At 45.5% G+C, this 21,001-nt stretch carries 17 protein-coding genes and 1 pseudogene; 5 read left to right on the plus strand and 13 right to left on the minus strand.

Annotated elements, in window-relative coordinates; all coding sequences use genetic code 11:
- Positions 1-126 precede the first annotated feature (126 nt).
- The 3 genes and pseudogenes from AAY47_RS23280 to AAY47_RS08725 all read left to right on the plus strand — a co-directional run bounded on the left by AAY47_RS23280 (position 127) and on the right by AAY47_RS08725 (position 4,723).
- Complete coding sequence (locus AAY47_RS23280; protein WP_072059766.1) at positions 127-348, plus strand: DDE-type integrase/transposase/recombinase; 222 nt, start codon at positions 127-129, stop codon at positions 346-348.
- A 376-nt stretch (positions 349-724) separates the two neighbouring features.
- The gene (locus AAY47_RS08720; RefSeq protein ID WP_047768910.1) at positions 725-3,826 is read left to right on the plus strand and encodes an AMP-binding protein; all 3,102 of its coding nucleotides are present in this window, start codon (positions 725-727) and stop codon (positions 3,824-3,826) included.
- 203 nt (positions 3,827-4,029) lie between these two features.
- Positions 4,030-4,723, plus strand: a pseudogene (locus AAY47_RS08725) (IS982 family transposase).
- A 54-nt stretch (positions 4,724-4,777) separates the two neighbouring features.
- On the opposite strand, the gene AAY47_RS08730 reads toward AAY47_RS08725, so the two are convergent.
- Positions 4,778-5,695, minus strand: a complete 918-nt coding sequence (locus AAY47_RS08730) for an integrase domain-containing protein (RefSeq protein WP_047768912.1) — start codon at positions 5,693-5,695, stop codon at positions 4,778-4,780.
- A 342-nt stretch (positions 5,696-6,037) separates the two neighbouring features.
- Here AAY47_RS08730 and AAY47_RS23040 point away from each other — a divergent pair, with 342 nt between their 5' ends.
- On the plus strand, positions 6,038-6,163 hold the full coding sequence (locus AAY47_RS23040; RefSeq protein WP_255334705.1) for a hypothetical protein: 126 nt from the start codon (positions 6,038-6,040) through the stop codon (positions 6,161-6,163).
- Positions 6,164-6,761: 598 nt separating this feature from the next.
- Here AAY47_RS23040 and AAY47_RS08735 read toward each other — a convergent pair.
- The 12 genes from AAY47_RS08735 to AAY47_RS08790 form a co-directional block, all read right to left on the minus strand.
- A complete protein-coding gene (locus AAY47_RS08735; RefSeq protein WP_047768913.1) occupies positions 6,762-7,976 on the minus strand; it encodes an ATP-grasp domain-containing protein in 1,215 nt (404 codons plus the stop codon).
- 15 nt (positions 7,977-7,991) lie between these two features.
- Positions 7,992-8,726: a GNAT family N-acetyltransferase gene (locus tag AAY47_RS08740; RefSeq protein WP_047768914.1), complete on the minus strand. Its 735-nt coding sequence runs from the start codon at positions 8,724-8,726 to the stop codon at positions 7,992-7,994.
- A complete protein-coding gene (locus tag AAY47_RS08745) occupies positions 8,716-9,618 on the minus strand; it encodes an ATP-grasp domain-containing protein (protein ID WP_047768915.1) in 903 nt (300 codons plus the stop codon). The genes AAY47_RS08740 and AAY47_RS08745 overlap by 11 nt, the downstream gene beginning before the upstream one ends.
- Entirely contained in the window at positions 9,615-10,790 is a 1,176-nt protein-coding gene (locus tag AAY47_RS08750; RefSeq protein WP_047768916.1) for an MFS transporter, read from the minus strand. The genes AAY47_RS08745 and AAY47_RS08750 overlap by 4 nt, the downstream gene beginning before the upstream one ends.
- Before the next feature lie 12 nt (positions 10,791-10,802).
- Complete coding sequence (locus AAY47_RS08755; protein WP_047768917.1) at positions 10,803-11,915, minus strand: cysteine synthase family protein; 1,113 nt, start codon at positions 11,913-11,915, stop codon at positions 10,803-10,805.
- 33 nt (positions 11,916-11,948) lie between these two features.
- The gene (locus AAY47_RS08760) at positions 11,949-12,356 is read right to left on the minus strand and encodes a hypothetical protein (RefSeq protein ID WP_053014234.1); all 408 of its coding nucleotides are present in this window, start codon (positions 12,354-12,356) and stop codon (positions 11,949-11,951) included.
- Between the two features lie 700 nt (positions 12,357-13,056).
- Positions 13,057-13,479, minus strand: coding sequence for a hypothetical protein (locus AAY47_RS08765; RefSeq protein ID WP_047768918.1), 423 nt, complete (start codon positions 13,477-13,479; stop codon positions 13,057-13,059).
- Between the two features lie 677 nt (positions 13,480-14,156).
- On the minus strand, positions 14,157-15,671 hold the full coding sequence (locus AAY47_RS08770) for a conjugal transfer protein TraG N-terminal domain-containing protein (RefSeq protein WP_047768919.1): 1,515 nt from the start codon (positions 15,669-15,671) through the stop codon (positions 14,157-14,159).
- Complete coding sequence (locus AAY47_RS08775; RefSeq protein ID WP_047768921.1) at positions 15,668-16,003, minus strand: hypothetical protein; 336 nt, start codon at positions 16,001-16,003, stop codon at positions 15,668-15,670. The genes AAY47_RS08770 and AAY47_RS08775 overlap by 4 nt, the downstream gene beginning before the upstream one ends.
- A gap of 6 nt (positions 16,004-16,009) precedes the next feature.
- Positions 16,010-17,425: an integrating conjugative element protein gene (locus AAY47_RS08780; RefSeq protein WP_047768969.1), complete on the minus strand. Its 1,416-nt coding sequence runs from the start codon at positions 17,423-17,425 to the stop codon at positions 16,010-16,012.
- A 39-nt stretch (positions 17,426-17,464) separates the two neighbouring features.
- Positions 17,465-18,433 (minus strand): TIGR03756 family integrating conjugative element protein, encoded by a 969-nt coding sequence (locus AAY47_RS08785; protein ID WP_047768923.1) that lies wholly within the window; start codon positions 18,431-18,433, stop codon positions 17,465-17,467.
- Positions 18,430-18,828 (minus strand): TIGR03757 family integrating conjugative element protein, encoded by a 399-nt coding sequence (locus tag AAY47_RS08790; protein ID WP_047768930.1) that lies wholly within the window; start codon positions 18,826-18,828, stop codon positions 18,430-18,432. Before AAY47_RS08790 ends, AAY47_RS08785 begins: the two co-directional genes overlap by 4 nt.
- Positions 18,829-19,249: 421 nt before the next feature.
- On the opposite strand from AAY47_RS08790, the gene AAY47_RS19955 reads away from it, so the two are divergent.
- Complete coding sequence (locus AAY47_RS19955) at positions 19,250-20,986, plus strand: type VI secretion system baseplate subunit TssF (RefSeq protein ID WP_160300193.1); 1,737 nt, start codon at positions 19,250-19,252, stop codon at positions 20,984-20,986.
- The last annotated feature ends 15 nt before the right edge of the window (positions 20,987-21,001 follow it).

Here is a 21,001-nt window from a genome sequence, read left to right on the forward strand (position 1 = left end):
AGATAATATATAACAGCGCACAGAATAATCCGGGGCGAGTGCTCTTTTTGCTAATGAGCAACAAAAGTTACATCTCCTGAAATACTTTTTGACTGATGTCACTCACGTAATTTTTTCTCATTCCAGTTGTCTACTCATGTAGGTCGCTCTTATCTTGAGCTTGACGGACAGAATACAGGAAAAAATCGAGCTGTAGACTCAGACAGCAACATCGTTGATTGTGTGTTTACCTCGCATAGAGATAAGACAGCTGCCCTGCATTTCTTTAAAAAATCGATGGGTCAACATGGCCAACCGGATATCGTCACGATGGATAAAAGTGGGGCTAATAAAGCGGCAGCGAGCTAGTTAACTTAATGAGAATAAAATAGATAATTGTTCGCTATACGGCAAAATAAATATCTCAATAACCTGATTGGACAGGATCACTTCAATGTTAAACTTCGGACGGTTCCCCTGCTGGACCTGCAAAATTTCCGATGAGCTCAGACTCGGTTAGTTGGTTATAAGTAAATCTCAAAAATGAGTATTATAAATCAAATTCAATTAATTATAGATATTGCCAACTATTGCGATGTCGTTGATGGAGAGTTTATAAATTATTCCAAGTCTTCAATTATGATAATTCCACACAGGCATTGATGAATATACTTATAACAAATTGATTATTTTATCAGTCGTGGCTTACCTGATATATTTCTTACAGTGCGAGAGAAATTGAGAAATGAATGATTCATTGCTCCCTATTTTTAATAAGATAGATATAATTGCAGAGGATACATTTGACTCAATCGCCGTTATGTTTGAAGAAAAGTCTCAGACTTACTTCCAACTTAAACAAACTTCGACGCGTATCGCACATTATTTATTTAATGAATTTGGACAAAAAAATCGAAGCGGCGTAATAGCGGTATATCTGGATCCCTGCCTTCATTTACCCGCTATTTTTTTGGCAGTCATGAAAGCTGGTTTTACCTATGTTCCCCTTTCAGACTTTCATCCGTCGGAAAGAATAGCGACTATTATTAACGACTCATCATCCTTCTTAGTAATCACTTCCCGAGAAATAAATCAGCGTAACAATCTGACAAGCCTGAGCAAAACCGTTCAGTTTATAGAAGATCTGATGGCATTGCCGGAAAGCTTGCCTCCTTGCGCATTGCCTGACGTTGCTGCTGATGACCTCGCCTATATCCTCTATACTTCTGGCTCAACAGGCATTCCGAAAGGCGTGCTGATTGAACATGCTAACATGGATTACTATCTGAATTGGTTCAATGAAGATTTATGGCCAGTGACCCGCGCCAGGCTACCATTAACTGCATCGCTTAGCTTTGCGGCCGCAGTCACGCAACTTTATGCTCCTCTGTTACGAGGCGATACGCTGCATATTCTACCCAAAAACATTCTTCAACAGTATCCGGTATTGTTGAATTGGTATCGACAATATCCGGACGGAGCACTTTATTGCGTTCCCACCATTTGGGAAGAATTACTAAATTATGTTCGGCAGCAATGTGACGCCGATGCCCAACTGCTACCGAAAACCGTGTTTTTATCAGGCGAGGCGGTATCAAACAATCTCAAAAATCGCACTTTCCGCGAGGCGCCGGATATTTGTTTATTTAATTTATACGGTCCAACAGAAGCAACAGCGAACGGTTCGTTCAGTCGGTTATGGCCAGAAAATTCTGTCACTATTGGTAATGCGTTACGCGGCAGTGAATTACTGATCGTTGACGAGCAATGTCTGGAAGTGGAGCCGGGCGAAGTGGGTGAAATTTGTATTATGGGCGATGGAGTCTCCCGGGGATATATAAATCGCGAAGACCTGACGCATCAACGTTTTTATAAGGTTGAACGTCAGGGCCGCACTTGGCGGGTGCATCGTACGGGAGATTTAGGCAAAAAGCTTAATAATAATGAAGTACTTTATCTGGGCCGTTGTGATCAGCAATTTAAAATCAATGGAGTGCGCATCGCAGCTGAAGAAATTGAACATGCATTGATCTCACATACGGGGATCGCAAAAGCCATCGTGCGCTGCGATGATAGTTTGACCACGCCCAGAATCATTGCTTATCTTGTTGCTACGCATACGCGTATCACCGAAACGGAATTACGCCGTTTCGTGTCGGCAAAACTGCCTGCGGTCATGGTTCCAGCTTGCTTTATCTATTTGGATGCGATTCCTAAATTGCCGAATGGTAAATTGGACACTCACCGTTTGCCGAAACCTTCACCGTTGCGCCCCTCCCTTGCAATACCCTTTGTCAGTGCGGCAAATGAACTGGAGCAGGAGATCATTGATATCTGGCAGAACGTGCTGGACATTGTTAACTTGGGTGCAAATGACAATTTCTTTGAGCTGGGTGGTAATTCATTGCAAATAATGCAGGTTCTCCATCGTATTCGTCATCAGTTGTATGCCGATATTGATTTTGACTGTTTCTTTGCGAATCCGACGCCACGGATGTTAGCTAGCGTTGTGCCTTATTGCAGCAACAGTGATATTGCCCGCAATGATGATAAGGATGAAGTGCAGGGGATTTTATCTTCTCAGCAACGCTATTTCCTTACCCTAGAATTGATGAGCGAAAATCCGTGGCTATACCAAATTTATTGCGCTATTGATATCCATGGTCGCATTAATAAAAGCGCTGTTAACCATAGCGTGTCACGCATCCTTGAGCAAAATGCAGTGTTGCGCACTCAGTTTGATCTTGACAGCGACCCGATTTGTAGCTGGATAGCCCCCGTATCAGCGGTAAGTATTCCTCTTCTAAAGATAGTGTTGCCTGAAGAGCGCCTTTTGCGTGACAGAATGTTGCTTGAGATTGCGTGTCGTGAGTTAACAAGCTTTGAACAATCTCCATTAGCAGATTTTTGGCTGTTTGAAAACGCGCCGGATCACCATGTCCTTTTGTGCAGAATGCATCATACCCTTTTTGATCATGACTCGATCACGCCTTTCTTTCGGCAGTTTGTCAGCTATTATCAGGCGTTCCTGGCTGGCGATGCTATGTATCGCATCAAAGCTGGCTGGCAATATACCGATTATTGTCGTGAGCAAAGCAAAGTGAATACCCCTGAGCAACACGTTAAGGAAATGGAATTCTGGTGTCAAACATTAGCGGAATATCGCCGTCAGGGGGCTTTACCATCACCTACCCCGCAATTCTCCCAAACGGAGGGTCGCAATTATCTGGTGACACTGAATGCTGAACAGAGCGCTCAATTACGCCACTTTTCTCAACAAAATAATGTCACGCCATTTATTACATTGTTGACATTATTCAATCTGGCTTTACAAAAAACAACTTACTGTAATCAGCCAATTGGTATTCCGATTACAGATCGCGTCTCACAAGAGGATGCGAATACTATTGGCTGTTTCGTCAATATGACCAGTTTCTTTATCGATATTAATAGTGAAGAGCCTTTTAATCATTTATTAACTCGCTGTAAAAAGCATGTGTTTTCATTGCTGGAAAACCAACATTTACCTTATCAGGACATAGTTAATGCATTGCGACATTCGCCTGATGAGTCCCTGTTGTATTTTTCGACAGGATTTAATTACTTAACTACGCTTCCCGAAACAAGATGTATCAATAACTGTCAGTTAAGCATCAGTGAGATATACAGCCATTATTTTAAGCTGGACTTAACTTTACTTATCCAAGACGCTGAAAGTTTTACGCTGCGTTTTAATTATAATCCGCAGGTATTCTCTGAAGGTAATCTCAAAGCGTTATCCAAAGAATATCTTACGTTGCTGTTAAGGGTTGGAGATTGGCTGGCAGACCATGTAGAGGATCGATAAAGTAACGTTTGAAATTAAGGTCAATTTTTGGGCGATCACACAATCATGCCAGTAACTTCCGCTTCTTTGCGTAAAGCAGATGGTTAGGTGGGATCGAGATAATACAGAACGCGATGCTCGACTTTCGTGGTGAGTTGAAATGACATAGCCGCACCTTTATAACTTTAGGTCGCCAAACTGAGAGAAATAAAGGAACAAAGGCTATGTCACAGCAAGATTTTATCATTTGGGTGTTTTGTTGGGTAGACGATAATTTAACAGCGTTACAGCAAGGCACACGATTGAGATTGAGGCGCCGAGGGATCACACCTAAGCTGAGTGATGCTGAAGTCATCACGATGGAAGTGGTGGGTGAGTTCTTAGGCTTTTCAACAGATAAAGGAATTTGGACGTATTTTTGTGACCACTGGCTCGAGTGGTTTCCGGGATTGGGCTCACGCGCTAATTTTGTTAAACAGGCTTCGAATCTTTGGGTTATTAAACAAAAATTGCAAGAAAAACTGGTGAGATTACTGGGTGCATTAGACAGGCCAGTACATATCATCGATGGATTTCCGCTGCCCATCTGTGGATTTAAAAGAGCGAAAGGCAGTGCCAATTTTAAAGCAGAAGATATTGGGTATTGAAATGATTACGCCAGTGCGTGCCAATATGGATGATCCCGTCCCCAAAGAAACGAGAAAACGTATTAACGCCAAACGACGCTTAATTGAAACCGTGATTGGTCAACTTGCCGGACAATTTGCGATTGAGAAGTGCTGGGCGCGGGATCTGTGGCACTTGAGTAATCGAATAGCCAGAAAACTGCTTTCTCATACGTTGGGCATTTTTGCCAATTTTAAACAAGGTAAAAGTCAACGCGACTGGCTTCAACAAGCTAACGTTATAGGGTGTTAAAGTCGAGCATCGCGTTAATACAGATAATTTTATCTCGTATCAGGCAAAACAGGACTATTCCTCATCTCCGTTCTGGTAATAGATCTGTTTGATATAACGTCCACGCCCATCGCCGTGCCCCAAGTCCATTGCGACCAGCGCCAGTGCCTCCCGATCGCTGAATCCCTGTGCTTTATAGTGTTCACCGGATTGCCGGGCAAACTGATAACGCATGCTGTGCGGTGCTTTATTTCCTGTGAGTCCGGCACATCGGACTACATATCGATAACGCTCGATAGCCTGACGAACAGTCGGTTTATCGATGAGTTTACCGCTGCACTCTGCCTGCTCGCGTTCCGCATAAGCAATAGCCTGTCGCAAGGCATCCCGATCCAGTATGACCGTTTGTCTGGGTCGCCCGCCTTTCGTGCCGAACACCACCCGTACCGATGTCTGCCCGTTTTCCAGTGCTTTTTTCCAGGTGGCCAGCGACTTATAGGCTTCAACTGCTTCTTTGGTGCGCAATCCCAGCACGGACGCCAGTTGCATCACCGCTGCCACGCTGCGGTCTTTTTGTTCGACCTGTTGAAACGCTGCCTGAAATTCTTCCGGCGTTAATGCTGTTTTGGTTCCCTTGCGACTCGTCTCGGCAATGCCCAGTGCCTGATAACTCAGGCGCGGATTATCCAAGGCGGCCAGTTTACGCTTGCCCGCATGCCGCAGGATCATCCGTAATGTAGACATTTCATTTTGCAGGGTTCGGTGGCTGATATTATTCGCCTTTCGCTCAGCAATATAGCGCTCAATGTATTTGGCTTTGAGGCTGTTCATTTGTCGGAGCTTAATCCCGTTATCTTTTAGAAAATTAAGGAACTGCCGGGCAATTCGTTCTCGATCCGCCACCGTCGCAAAACTTCCGCGCCCGTTTCGGGCATGGGTGATAAATTCTTTTCTGAACAACTCAATTTTTGACCGTGCCGATTTCTGCGCCATCTACGCCTCTCTTGTCACTTTCTCTCTGTTTTTATTCGTTTTTTAAACAAGTCCCTGCGTGTCGGTTCAGGTTCACCGTTCCGTGGTGCGTCAGATAATGTGTAGCAGGGGAAAATTGCGTTGAGTTTTTGCAGGAGTTCGCTACGTGCCGGGCACGGCGGTGGAGTACTCCCCGTTCAGTGCCTGATTTTAGTCAGGATGAACGCCTCATTAATCATGACGTGGTGTGATTTCTCCTTTTTACTGCATCAGCCTGTTGCTAGGCAGGGGGTTAAAAAACAAACGAATAAAAGGGTTCAGGATCAGAAAATGACTGAAATAACGGGTGACTTTGAGTAATGCGTGGTTCAAATGGGTCGTAAAGCCAGACCGGACGTGCGCTGGACGTTGACGCCTGACGGCGTCACTTGGTCATCGCTGCGCGTTAACGCAAGTGACGCCGCACAAGCTCCGGGACGTTTATCGTGATAAATACAAAACGTGGGTGAATGTTGTACCGGTTAAAACGGTATCGATTAGCATGAGGCAGAGCATGTTCTGCTCGGTTATGTAGGTAGCCGGTGTGAATAACACCGGGAAACTTTCATCATCAGACGGAGGGTTAGGTGTCCAATGATATCTGCTTCCAAAAGTGTGCAGATGTACCGCATGACATGCACTCCCTTTCAGGCTACGGGAGTTTTTACTTCGCCGCTCAACGCTGATCCTTACAGGCAATGGATCATTGGTAACAGTTAAATACTTTATCGATTGGGTCGGGTGAGGTCAAATTTTTGTTTGATGATGGAGTGAAGGAAAGTACCATGATTTTTTTGATGAAAATAATTTTACCTTTGCCCATGATCACAATGAGCTTGTGGGGTACTCATTTTATGAACGTCTACAAGTAGTTTACATTACTTTTCATTTCAGATGAGATGAAGTGAATTTTTTATATATTTCATTACCCTCATATACTTAGTAGCATAAATAGGATGCAAGATATAACACCGCTCAATTAAGCCTCTTTCTTAAACGAGCGGTTGAGGGGCAAGAAGTCAATTATTCTGCCAGCTTATGCAAACATTCAAGCTTTCATTACTACCCGAAGTTTGTTTCTGGCGGCATAAACGTTGAACAGGGCTGTTTCAGAAGAACTGCCTTCCGCAAAAAGTATGCCGATGCTAGCGCGTTGATCATCCATCGTATTTATGCGTTTTCCAGGGTAAGCCGTTGGATAAAAGACTGGCTTACCAGGATGATGAGTTAGCCTTTCCAGTCCTTCGACATGAGAAAATTCGCCAATCTCAGTGGCGTAAACAATTATCTGACCAATTCCTTTTAATAAAGGCAATGGGGCATCCATCAAAACTGGACGCTTATTCAGCGCCATTTCAATCCACGGTTCATAAATGTTAATTCCCAGCGACTGACACAGCGCCTCACCTATCTGGACTCCACCGAGCCGGGGATTTATTTCAATTATCTCAAAGCCATTTTCGGTGGACATAAACTCGGTGTGAGCAAAGCCATTGTCATAACCTACGCTATTAAAAACGGTGGTTATCCATTGCTGCAATGCGGCTTTTTGAGGATCATCCAGCATAACAGGTGACGAAAACGCCTCTTCCCGAAAAAATGGCTCTGGCGACATGATACGGCTTGTCAATGCAATGACGCGGATTTCTCCCTGCCATGAGAGGGTTTCCAGACTGTACAGTGTTCCTGAAAAAAAGGGTTCCACGGTTATTTGTCCCCGTAGTACAGCAGAGGAAGCGTTATCCAAGATTTGGAGAAGCGTTTCCTCTCCATAGGCAATCCACACGTTCTGACTGCCGGTGCCTGCCGTGTCTTTCACAATACATGGGTAGTTTATCCCTTTAACAACTATTGCCCTATCAAACTGATTCGGGTCTACCAGTTTGCTTCTCCCTGCTGACAAGCCTGCATTAAAAAGGTGGTTGCGCAGTCGGTACTTGTCCCTAATCAAGCGGATAACATCAGGATTATGACCAGGTAGACCAAGGCGTTCACTGATCGTAAGACAGTGCAGACTCCAGGTGTCTGTCATGCTGAGAATGGCCGTAACTTCCTTTTCCTTTCTTATCACTTCAGCGACGGCATCATCACAAAATGTGTCAACTTCGATAACCTTAATAGCCCCTGTATCCAGGCGAGAAAGCTCATAGTCATAGACGGTTTTATCACGGGTCAGGAGGGTAAGAGTACAGCCATTCTTTTTTGCGGCATCCACAAGGCGGCTAAGCCCGAATGTCAGGGCTTCAAGAGCAATAATATTCATTAACTGTCCTCTGCTTTAGTCTGGTGAACTGTAAACGGTAAGAGATGGCCCCAACTGATAGTTATCATGGAGATAGAGCGGGACACCGGCTTTACTGGATATCAGTGTCAATGCCCTTAATTTCTCCAATAACGCAACAGAAGTGATCACAGAAAGAAGTGTTGTTGCCAGTCCTTTTCTCTGGTATTCCGGTCTGGTATGAACGTCATCAATCACGAGGTAGTTACCTGAACGAATCGCTCTGGCGTGGGAAGTCATAATACCTTCATACTCAGTATAAAAATCATAAACATCCGGATCGTTCAAATGTACCGGTTTGATGAATAGTGTCCCTTTTTGATCGTTATACCAGTCCGCCTGCTCACGGGTACGAACCCGAATAACGGTATCATTCACTGCGGGTTCTTCTGCATCAAGATACCTGTACATATGAGTTTCATGCGCTATAACCTTGTAATTTGCAGCAAGAAGGCTCTCGTGAGTTTTGTTGCTCACGCCGAAAATACTCAGGAAGTGGGCCTGGTTACCGTTAAATTTTGCGGCATCATCCGCAATGTTCTCGCAGTTCCAGTAAAAGGATTCTCTTTCGCGGGGAATTTTACCAATAGCATGAGCAAAGAGGCAGTGCACCGCACCATGTTCACGCAATACAGAAACATCGACACCGCCGCGAGATTTTGCCCAGCCGGCAATCAGGGACAAAATCATTGCTTCCTTCTCTATATCATCAGAGAAAAATTTACAGATCATTTTTGGTAAGCTCCTGATGGATAAATTCTGCATAAGCCTGTTCAACGAGAGTATCTGCGCCGGGAATATAACGGCTGATTTTGATTGCAGGACAAGTGTTGATCTCGATGATGAAAGGAATCCCTGTCTCATCAAGTGCCACATCAACGCCGCAGAAAAGTGAATTTGCTGCACGGGAGCTTTTTTCAGCCATCGCAATAAGGTTTTCCGGTAATGCATCCACAGTAAAGGTCTTGCCTGTACCCTCTTTCATCAGATTAGTAATCCAACTGCCGTTAGCCCCTCTACGTGAGTAGGCATAGCAAGCCACATGGTTTACAACGACAACCCTGTAATCTTCGTTATTGAGTTTCGGGATATAAGGCTGGACGTAATAATCATCAAGGTATCTTTCGTTTTGCCGAACCCAAGCAGACAGTTCCTGATATGAATTGAGCTTGAAAAGGCCGCGCCCGCAGGCTCCATTAACAGGTTTGGCTACGAGGGGAAAACCGATACTTTCCATTTCTTCTTCAGCAGGCAAAGAGGGAAATTTGAAATAAGGCAGGTGCCTAACTCCTTCTGCTGCGTTCAGCATTGCCGAGGAAAGATCTTTATTTTGCCCGCAGAACAATGTGCTTCCGTGATTGAGTACAGCGACACCTGACATCTGCCACAGTTTCATCAATTTTACTGCTGCCAATAAATCATCTTCATAGGCATAACCAACAACCAGATCGGGACGCAGAGTCTCTCCACGGAAAAAAAATTCTGTACCTGATAAAGTATTTATGACACTTATTTCACGCGGCTTTGCGGTTATGCCGATGATATCCCAGGCGGACAGTTTTTCGAACACTGCCTGGTATTCTATTTCATCTTCATAGTCGGACAAGAACAGTACATTTTTCATGAAGTTCTCCTTTTTATATTACGTGGTTGCACCATCATCCTTAAATAAACAATAAGTAAAGCGGTAGCCGAAGCAATAACCGGAAACATCATGGCTATATCATCACTGATTGAAACGCTGAGGATGCCAAGTCCGATATTTGACAAAATGACACCCAAGTCCGCAGCAGCAGCGACTACTGAGGACAGCGTTCCTGAAAGATTTCTACCTACGCAGCAAACGACGTATGACATAACGACGGGATAGATTATACCGAGAGTCATTCCGTTACATACTGCTCCCACGAGAACAAATTGATTGTTCGTCAGAAGATAATTTGCAAGGTTACCGGCAAGGCCAAGCGTAACGCAGATCATCAACAGTCTGGAGGGAAAAATACTGTCCTGCGGCATATGTTTTTTCAGAAGTAATCGTGGCAACATCATGCATAGGGTAAACACGAGAAAATACCACGACGGATCATTCATTCCCGATTCCAGAAAATAGGTAGGTAAAAATGTTACCGTCGTACCACTGATAACATAGATCAAGGAGAGAACCATTATTGAAGCTCTCACGTTTTTATCCGCTATTACACACCTAAGACTTTCAGAGAATCCCTCTTCTGTTGAACCATCTCCACCACCGATTGATATCGTCTGAATATCGAGAAGAAGCACCAGCAGAAGACAGAAGAAAAATAAAATAACTGCAAGCACTGTAACGCTGTTGACTCCCCAAATCTGAGCCATCTTCAACGCGATAAAAGGCGCCAGGCAGGTAGGCAGAGCATTAAAAAAGGTGAACATGGAGACGTTTCTTGATTTTTCAGCCCTGTCATCACTGACTGTTAACGTATAGTACATCAGCAGAGTGGACATAATGCCCAGCAAGCCACCAAGGCCAAGCCGGCCTGCTATAACAGTAAATTCCCAGTCGCCGTTGATGAGAAGCAGAGACAAACTGTACAGTATGGCAGTGGTTAACATCGCCCGTTTAAGCCGGAATTTGTCAATAACAATCCCTGAAATGACCCGCATGATGAGCGTAAAAATTGTGGCTGTTCCCACAACCAGACCAGCCACACCATTTTCCACACCCAGCGTTTCTAACCTGAAGGGGTAGCTATAGAAAATCAAAAAGTTAACAAATGACAGAAAGAAACTGACAGAGAATATGAGATGACTTTTCATGGCAATCCTGAATTACTTCTCAAGCATACTGTAATGCGTAATTGTGGTCGTCGGCACTTCAAGAAGCTTAATCAAATCATCTCTGTAATTACTTTCAATATTCCCGGACTCAACCGGCGCCTCCATTGATTCTGTCAGGGTCAACAGCCTCTCAAATTCTACCCCCGTATCGATGTTGTTGCTTTCAAGCCATCTGTCATTAAATAGGGTATCCAGATACCGTTCACCACTGTCGCCCAGAACAGCAATTATGGGCTTACTGTTACCCAGGCGCTTTGATACATTCAGTGCAGACAATAAAACCGCACCTGAAGAAACACCTGCCAGAATTCCTTCATGACGGCACAATAACCTTGCTGCTATATAAGCCGATTCATCTTTTGCACGGTAAACATAATCAATTTTTGATACATCGCTGATGTTTCTCGGCGTCCAGCCCAGCCCTACCCCCGGAATTTTATAAGCGTGAGCAGGTCCGCCAAAAATGGAAGAACCGTATGCATCCACACAGATAACTTTAGCTTCGGGCAGGTGTTTACTGAAATATTCGGCAATGCCGCCAATCTGGCCACCAGTGCTGACTGCACACACGATGCCAGCAATGTTTCCACCTGTTTGAGCATGGATCTCTCTTGCCGTTGTATGATAATGCGCGACAGAACTTAACACATTGAAACACTGATCAGGCCTGTAACTTCCGGGAATTTCTCTGGCCAGCTCATTTGCCAGTTTAATTCTCGTTTTATGATAGGAGCCAGTATCGTCTTGCTCCGTAACGGTGATAACCTCTGCGCCATAAGCTTTCATCAGTGCTTTGTTGGTTTCCGTGGCTTTAGGATCAACTAAAGCAATGACTCTGTAACCTTTTGCCGCCCCGATCATGGAAAGGCTAATGGCAAAATTCCCGGATGATGATTCAATAATCGTCCCGCCTGGTTTCAGAAATCCGCTTTTCTCGGCCTGTTCTATAATAAAAATAGCAGCCCTGTCTTTGATACTTCCACCGGGATTATTTTTTTCCAGCTTAACGATAACATTGGTCCCTAATGCTCTGTTAATCTTCTCAATATTAACAAGCGGTGTCTCAGACATATTATCGGTAATGTTTTTCTTAAAAGATAACATCCATTTCCCCTTAGCTTTCTGCCTGAGATTTAATTAGTAAAGTTCATTTAAGTTTATTCTTACTGCATCAAAAATTTCAGTAAAATAATGACGAGTTGTCTTCGGAGGAAAAACCCTGCCTGATTTAACATAATCAATTATTCTTTTATAACAAAAAGGAGCACCTGTTTTCCAGTCAAGAATAATCACTTTCTCTGATAAATAAGACATCTCATAACACGGAACAACTGAGAACCCTAAAATAGCAGCAACATTATATCGGTGGTGTCCGTCCATAATAATTCCAGTATCTCTGTCTATAATCAGAGGTATACGCCATTGACCTTCTTGATTAATTTTATCCAACAATACGGCGAAGTTAATAGGATCTGTTTCCTCATGTGGGTATAAATCTTTTATGCTGACAAGCTTTACATCAGTTCTAATGTCGTTTAAAGTCATCTATCCTGGCCGCCAATGGTTAACAGTCTTTTAAAAAAATCCAAATATTCTAATGCCTTAAAACAAAACTCATTAATTTGTTATGACAAAAAATAAACTTAGAAATTTTCGTGAATAACCCTTTCTCTCATTCAGGTTGAATTTGTATGACATAATACCTTAGATTTTAAAATTCAAAATTCCAATTTCAAAAACATTATAGATGATTGATTTAGTACAGTTTTTCAGACCTCATATTATCTTAATATTTTATAATTAAGATTAGCTAATTTTTGTGTTGTCATAAAGAATTGAGAACACAATAAACTCCATAATCAATGCCTTTAATATTTGAATTGCTTATATAGTCGAAACCCCTTGGTACAAGATAATTTTACATCCTTACTATTCAACAAAAAATAAACAAAACATAAATGAGTTAAAATATATGATAAGGAATATAATTTTCACTAATAATAAAATAGACACCTTCTCCAATTTCATGGTCATTTTTTTCTTTATTTTACAATTTAATAACCATTAAAAAGCAGCTAAACCAGTGTGCTCCCATCCTCATCCAGTGGGAGCATTGTTACACATCGTGAGCAGAGTTTTTTTAGAATGCGAACAACCTCCCCACTGTGATGTACGCTGGTATTTATGCTCCCCAAGTAAGGTGCCCCCCGAGAGCTCAATTATTCCAAAATGCGACACTGTTTCCTTATTCTTTAATTTCTAAAAGATTTTTACATTTAACTCTTGTTAATTCTGACAAATCCACATCTTTTCCTGTCGTGCGAAAAATTTCTCTACGCCTGAGATTAAATAGGTGATGGCAATGTTCACACATGTCATTAACGTTACTCGGGTTTTTGATTGCTTTTAATGTCCTGACTGCATATTTACCACACCGACACCTAACTACATAGATAGCACTGTTTTTTCTGTCACTCCGTTGAGATAATGGGAGGACACCTAATACGGTAAAAAAGCCATATTCATAACCTTGAATCTGCATAAGTATGTTTATTAAATTTGGTTCCCTTTTACTTAAACGTAAATCATACGTAGTTTTGTAAGGAATAAAATAATTAGCATATTTTTTATTTTTCTTGCTGTTATCGTTTTCATCGGTGTCGTTCATTGCTTTCTCTAATCCATTTTATAACACTTAAATGAGCTCTAATTTAACTATTTTCATTATTAATTCAATAACGAAAAAAGTAAACTTAACATTTAAGTTAAATCCGTTAGGTATAAGTTTTAAAAACACACTGAACTCTTTGGTTAAGTTATCTTTTCTAATTGCAATACATTAAATTTCATACTCAGCGCAACACACAGAGCTTGAGCGTGATTCGTAATTTTATAGGGTCATTTAAATAAGACATCTAACCAAATTCGAAAATTGGATAACTATTTTTACGAATTATTGATTTTCATTATAATAATTAACGAAGCCACAATGGTTGCGACCACTGTGGCTTCTACAAATTATTAAAATCGTCTACTACCAGAAACGAGGATATTGATGTGATAGAACATGTCAGTATACGTCTTTAATATAAGATACACTGAATGAAATGGCATTAAATAATTTACTTTTTTGTGACATAGATCATGAATATTTCGCTAATTATGTGAATGAAAACTCTAACTTTAGAAGGCCATAAATTAACACAATAATGCGACAATATACTTATATTAGTTATCGAAACAACTATGAACAGGTTAAACAGGAGGAAAAAATCAAGCTCACATAAATTCAAACTATTCTTAAGGGATAGTGTTCTATCCCTTAAGTTTTAAACATTTATTTGACTACTTTCCTCTGGACAACATCTTCTGCATCACCATTTGCCCGAACATGCCGGCTGACTGCCTGACCTGCCCCACGCCCTGACTCATCATGCCTGCCATATCGCCCATTCGCACCCCTGCCCAGGCCAATGCGCCCAGCCAGACCATCGGCAGCACAATAAACAACATGCCCATCACCAGCCCCATAATCAAATCATCCGAGGTATTCTGAAACCCTGCCAGATTCAACAAACTGTGGGTGTCTGAGCCATACAAGGCGTCCAGTAAATAGCTGTCCAGCCAGCGGGCGGTTTCCCACCAGAAGGTCAGAAAATTCAAAGAAAATAGGGCGAACGTCAGTGTGAGTACCGTCTTAAATTCATAGGCGGCAAACAGCAGGATCAACGGGATCAGAATATACAACGCCATCAGGATCACCGCCTGCATCATGGGCAGTGCCTGTCGCACCGCATCAAACATTGGGGCACTGATCAATCCCCCTAATATCGTCCCCGCAGCTGCTCCGACCCGGTTGGAACCGTCCCAGACCGTAAAATCCGCGTTACCCCCATAGCCCGCATACACATAACCTTCCTGAGACACCGTCAGATTTACCGGGCTGACCAGACGGCGGATCACCGCTTCTTTATATTCCCGGGTTTCTTTGCCCAGCATTTTGAGTGCCGCCGACAAACGCAGCCATAATCCCGGATCGGCCTGCGCCAGTACCCGGTCTTTCAGCCCGGTTTTGGCGGCTGACCACCAGGCTTTGCAAGTGGGATAACCGCCCTGCCCGGTATACGGCCGCCCACTGTCCCGGCTCTCACTCCACGGGAAATAGGTACGGGGCGTTCGGGATTGCAGCGTATTATAATCACCGGCTAAAAACGTGCGGCTGCCCAGCCAGTTGATATCATTCAGCCTGGTGTCGTCGGTGGTTTGCCCCTGATCCCGTTGTTTCCACTGGTACAAAGCCAGGGCATAACAGTCATTAGTGAAATCCTGCAATTCCGCCGCCAGTGCCGGGTGACTGATACGGGTATGCTGTACTTCAAAACGCAGCTGCCTTAAATCCGGCCGGCAGGGAATGGCGGCTACCGCTGCTTGCGTCAATCCTTTTGACAGTCGGTGTACCACCGCCCACCAGAGGGGCACTGCCGCCGTCTGATTATTCAGGCTGGAGATCACCGGTGCATAGCCACTTTTGTCCGGTGCCTGAGGTGTCCAGGTGCCGCAACTTTTGGCGCGGGACGGGTCATACTGAAGGATACTGAGGCTGACATTCACCAGCGGCACACAACACACCACCATAACGAAGAAGGCACCGTACAGGGTATTTTCGATCCGGGCCAGTGACTGCAATCCACCACGGCCCTCCTCTTCGCCACACTCTCTCACTTTCAGCCAGACCGCAATCACCTTTATCACCAGAGGCAGGGTAAACAGCCCCGTCGCAATCAGAATTTGCCATAACCCGTTATTGACCACCCAGCCAAGCAGGGTCAGAAAGTATTCCAGATAGCTGTTGGTGGTCATGATATTCCCTCAATCGAACCTGACAGGGCATATTCACCCAGCACAATAAACAGCAGGCTGACTACCATCATGCGTATCAACGTGGCACGGTATTCCGGCTGGTGTGTTGTCCTTTGCCCGATTTTCCAGCTACCCCAGCCCAGCACGGCATACAGGCATAATCGCCAGACTAACCAAAATCCCTTAGTTTCAATCACCCAATGGTACATCTCAGTGAATTTTTCGGCCTGATGCAGCCCGGCCCAGCCTATTGCTAAACTGATAACCATCACCAAAGCGATAATCAGTAATCGCACAACACCTTTTCTCAATGTGGGGATCATCGCTGCCATATCACCTTACCGCCGTTCACTGTGGGGCACTTCCAGCTGATAAAAACGCGCATCAGTACTGTCCGGCACTTGCTTTTGGGGATGGGCTTCAATGCGACGGTTTTCCCGTTCAATAATGGTCAGGATGGCGTTACGCGACAGTTCCCGTTTCAGCCACATTTCATTTTTCAGCGCATTAATTTCCCGATCCAGGGCATCAATCCGTCGTTCCCCTTCGGCCAGGGCTTCCGGCTGGGCAGCGGCATTGGGTTCTGACATGCCGGTGATTAACATTCGCCGCATCAGCAATGCCGTCTCGGTGGTCTCAGCCATCGCCAGTTCCCCCGCCAGACGCGCAGTCAACGCGGCACTGTCCGGGTCTCGCTGCAATGCCTGAATGACCCCTTTGGTCACGGCCAGACTGCCGGTTTTCAGTTTGGCCAGATTGGCGGCGGTCGATTTTTCCGTGCCATTGAGGAGTTTCACCAGCTGTTCAATATTGGCTTTGGTGTTCTCTTCCAGCATCGGCGCAAAGCCGGTGCCGGCCACCGTCACGCCCGGTTGCTGGGACGCCCCGCCGCTGGTGCATTCCGCGGCATTAGCACAGGTACGGATAGCCCGGTCGCCCAGCACTTTCACCACAGCCTCCGCCGCTTCGGTGGCATTCTGAAATTGGCGACAGGCACCGCCATCACACTGTTTGGTACTGACTGACGACTGGCTCAGTACCGGCAGATGATTCATCATATTAAACCCTGCGCTGGCTAAATCACGGGTGGGCCGGATAGCGCTCTGTCCCTTGCCCCCCTGTTTCTTCCCGCCAATCCACTGGTGCCCGCCTGTGCCGGTCGATTTACTGCCGGCATTATTCACCCTCACTGCATCCGCATCCCCACTGTTCACCTGCGTTTTGTATTCCTGCATCGCGGCCGATTGCGTCCATTTACTGTTTTGCGCAAAATCCATCATCCGTTTGGCCATGTTCTGGCAATTAAACTGGGCCTTGTCGAACGCCACATTGGCCTGCAAGACCCCATTGGTCAGCATGTCATAGAGACCCGGATTGGCGCGCTGAATGATCATGGCAGGTAAACTCGCCACCGCGCCGGTGGCCCCTTGGATCACCTCACTCATCAGGTTCTTAAACCCGGCGGTAATGCCGTTTAGCTGGTTGCCAACCGTAGTTTTTAAATCAAAATTGCCGCACATCAAATCGGAACTCCAGCCGAGTTCCAGTCCGCCCAGTTGGGTCAGGGAACGGCGGGTCGCCGGCTGTGAAATCACCGAGCCGCCACCGAGGGTATAAAACAGGGTATCGGAGACAGCACCGGAAACATCAGCACCATAACCCAGGGCACCGCGATTGACCTGGGGCAGAGAAACCGTCAACCCGTTTTCAGCCCATCCCGTTTGCGCTACCCCACCGGCCAGCACGCAGGTCATTAGCCATAACGCTTTTCTTTTCGGCATAAAAACTCCTTTTTAAATATCGGTACTGCCCAAAAAGCGCTGTCCCCGACGCTGACAACAGCTGTAGGGTTGCCACAGGGCATACGCCTGATTGCCATTGACCGCAGCCGTATGCTCTCCGTCAGGAAACACCGCGCAGGACGGGCTTAACCGGGGTGATAACCGCTGCCACTGGTGATTTTGGGTGCCGGTGTTTTCTGTCACCGGCTCGGGTGGCCAATAACCGTCAGCGCGTTGACCTTTTAATGCCTGATAAACATGCGGCTGCCCAGCGCGGGTGATAATATCCGCCACCCGCTGCACCACCACGGCAGACGCTTTGTCATCATCAGTCTGATTAACAAACCCTGAACGCGGGTAAACAGTGCCCCACAGATTGCCGGCCATCTGGCTGCCCAGCTCCCGCTGACCGGGAATAAGCGCTTCCGGGTAGAACGACTCCGGCAACCCGGTGCGCCACGCGACGGTATCCAGTGTACTGAGAAAATAAGGTATCAACGGGGTGGCCGCACTGCGGCAAGAATAACCGGGGATTTGTCCGCCAATCAGACTGGTAGCGGGATGCCCAATGGCATCCGCGTATTTGAAACGCAGGCTGGTACGGCGCTGGCCTGAAATCTGGCTATTATGGTTGCCGCCGCCGACAGTCAGGTGAGATAACGCCCCGGTGACGGCATTTTCCAGCCCGCCGGATAACCGGCTGACCTGGGCCATTTCTGACCACGGATTGCCGCCAGGGGAGTGATAGGTGGACACGACCGCTTCGGGAAGATAGTGGGTGACTTTAACCGAGGTTTTTACCGTGCAACCATGCCAGGAACAAAACAGCCAGTAACAAATGCCGCTGACCCGCCACTGAATACAGGCGGGTGAGAGACTGCTGGCCACAATCTGAGCGGTGTTGAGGGAAGCCTGCGCAAAGGGAACAAACGCAGCAACCAGAGTGATGACAACAGGAAAAGCAAGGCGGGGTGTCTTCATGGCTGGCGCTGCTCCCTGAGGGCACTCGCTTTTGCCACATCCGCCGTGCCATACACGACATCCCGGTCATCAAAGACCACGGCAGGGTACTTGCGCACACCTAATTGCCAGGCTTCAACAACGGCACGATAAGCGTTGATAATTTGTTGTTCCTGCTGGAACCATTGGGAAGATTGCAGAATAGCTTGTGCCTGTACCGCAGCTTGTTGAGGGTCAGCAGAAAGTTGAGAGAAGATTTTCTTCTGCTGTTGTTCAGCTGTATCCAGCCAGACTACCTGTGTATCAGGGGAAAGATTGACGGGAGGATGTTGGCTGTCAGTATAAATCACCGTTTTGGCATTAGCAGATAAAGGCAATACTAACCCCATATAAAGCAATAAGTTCAGTTTCTTCATAAGCCATTTCCCGTCTGACAAAATATCGGTATAGCCTGAAGAAACGTATTATTGATGTCAGTAATTAATTAGTTTTTGCAAAAGTAAAAAAAGTGAATGCACTTCAAACTAAGACTTTTCTTATTTGAGGTTTTGGCCTGGAATTCTGATAGCCATTTATCAAGACGTGTCCCCAATCACAAAAACAACCTTCCATAAAGTAAATTTAACAGATAGTTCCGTAAAATACGCCATTAACCGTTATCAATGCCCCAATATATATAAATTTTTCCGATAGAATAGCGATGAATAATTCATCAAAACAGACATATGAGGAAAAGATAAAAAACATAGTGAGTATCCGTGCCTGGTAAGAGGGGTTTAAACAAGTTGTGCCATTGTGAACCGGCCGAGTTTATTGAATATCGAAAAGGAAAACGGTGTGAAATCATTTGAACAATACTTTCAACACGAGATTGAGTATCTCCGCGCATTACAAAAACTGGTACGAGAGGAAAAACCACATCTGGCGGATATCCTCAGTGGACACGATCCGGATGTGGAAAGAGCCAATGAAGGTTCGGCCTTTTTGACAGCCCGTCTGCGCCAAAAAATTGACGACGGATTGCCTGAATACACCCAACCGTTACTGCAACGCTTACACTCGCAGACAATAAAAGGTTTACCCACAACCAGTGTGATGCAACTGGATAGCGTTCAGGGGACAGATAATGCTTATTCCGTGCCGGCAGGCAGTAAAATTACCACAGAAAACGGCACACCATTCATGAGCTGTCGCTCCTGTGATATCGAGCCTCTGACACTGATTCAGCGGGAACTTCATCATCAGGCACAAGAAACACAGATTACCCTGACATTCCGGTATACAGGCAAAGGTGACCGTTGGGCAATCAAACCCATCAGCCTGTTTCTCAGTGCTGATGAAACCGTCGCAGATACCCTGATGCTGGCACTGACACAAGAGGCTTATAACATTAAGTTATACCGAGAAAATTCCCCTTACCCAATGGAAGGTTTGCGTTTGGAACCCTTGCAGGGCACTTCCAGGCTTATTTTGTCCCAGCCACAGCGGGCGGGAAACTGGGCACCACAAATGCTAGTAGAGTCACTTTATCTGCCCCATGTTCATCACTTCATCACATTGGTTTTGCCGACGACGATGCGAAGCCATTTATTAATGACAGAAATCCGTGAATTTACTATTGTAATCAAACTCAGATGTGAATTGGCCGTGTCTGAAACGCAGATAACGGCAGCGTTTCACCTGCATTGTGTGCCCGTGGTCAATCGGAAAATAACACAATTAACCGTGCCGTTTAAGTCAGAGACTGCACGTTATCGCTTACCCTTATCACCTTCACAGGGTGTACTGGATGTGCTAGGCATCGCGCTGGAAAAAGAGCCGGATGAAGAGCACGATCGGGGCGAGTCTTTCCGTTTCTATCCCGATCGCTTGCTGACCGGCATGGATCGCTATTTGGATGACGAACAGGTTTGGTTCTATTCACTGGAAATGGGGGAAGATGCGTTAGGCCGGTTGCAATACGATCTGGTTTTCCGGGACAGTCGGGGGCAATTCATGACACAGCCTCCGGTGCGAAAATTTATCTGTCAGGTGGCAACATTCGGGCTTCAGCCAGAGCCATTAATGGCTGGTGAGAGGTGTTATGCGGACGAAACCCTCCCTGATAATGTACAAATCAAAAACCTGACGCCCCCTTCGTCGCCCTATCCGCCGCTCACCGACAGTCACCGCTACTGGACGTTATTGTCACATTATTCGGCCAGCCCATTTTTGCTGCATTTTGCTGACATGCTCAAAGAGCTATTGCGCGGTTATGACTTTTATACTGAAACAGACCGAAACCGGAGCCGGGCACTGCGCCGCAGGATTGATGGCATTGTTTCCGTGCATTCGAAAACGAGCGACTGGCTGATTAAGGGCGTACCCCACCGCTGTCTGTTTATTGAACTGATGCTGGATGACAGCACCTACCCTCATGAAGGGGAGGCTTTCATGTTTGCCCATAGCGTATCCCAGTTTCTGCCATTTTGCCTGACACAGGATATGCACATGTTAGTGACCTGTCGCACCACGGCGGGAAAATATTATGGTTTCTCACGTTATCCCATACAGGGATATCGCCCGTTAATGTAACAATAAGGAAATACG

It is taken from the genome of Xenorhabdus griffiniae, assembly GCF_001028135.1.
Lineage (GTDB): Bacteria > Pseudomonadota > Gammaproteobacteria > Enterobacterales > Enterobacteriaceae > Xenorhabdus > Xenorhabdus bakwenae.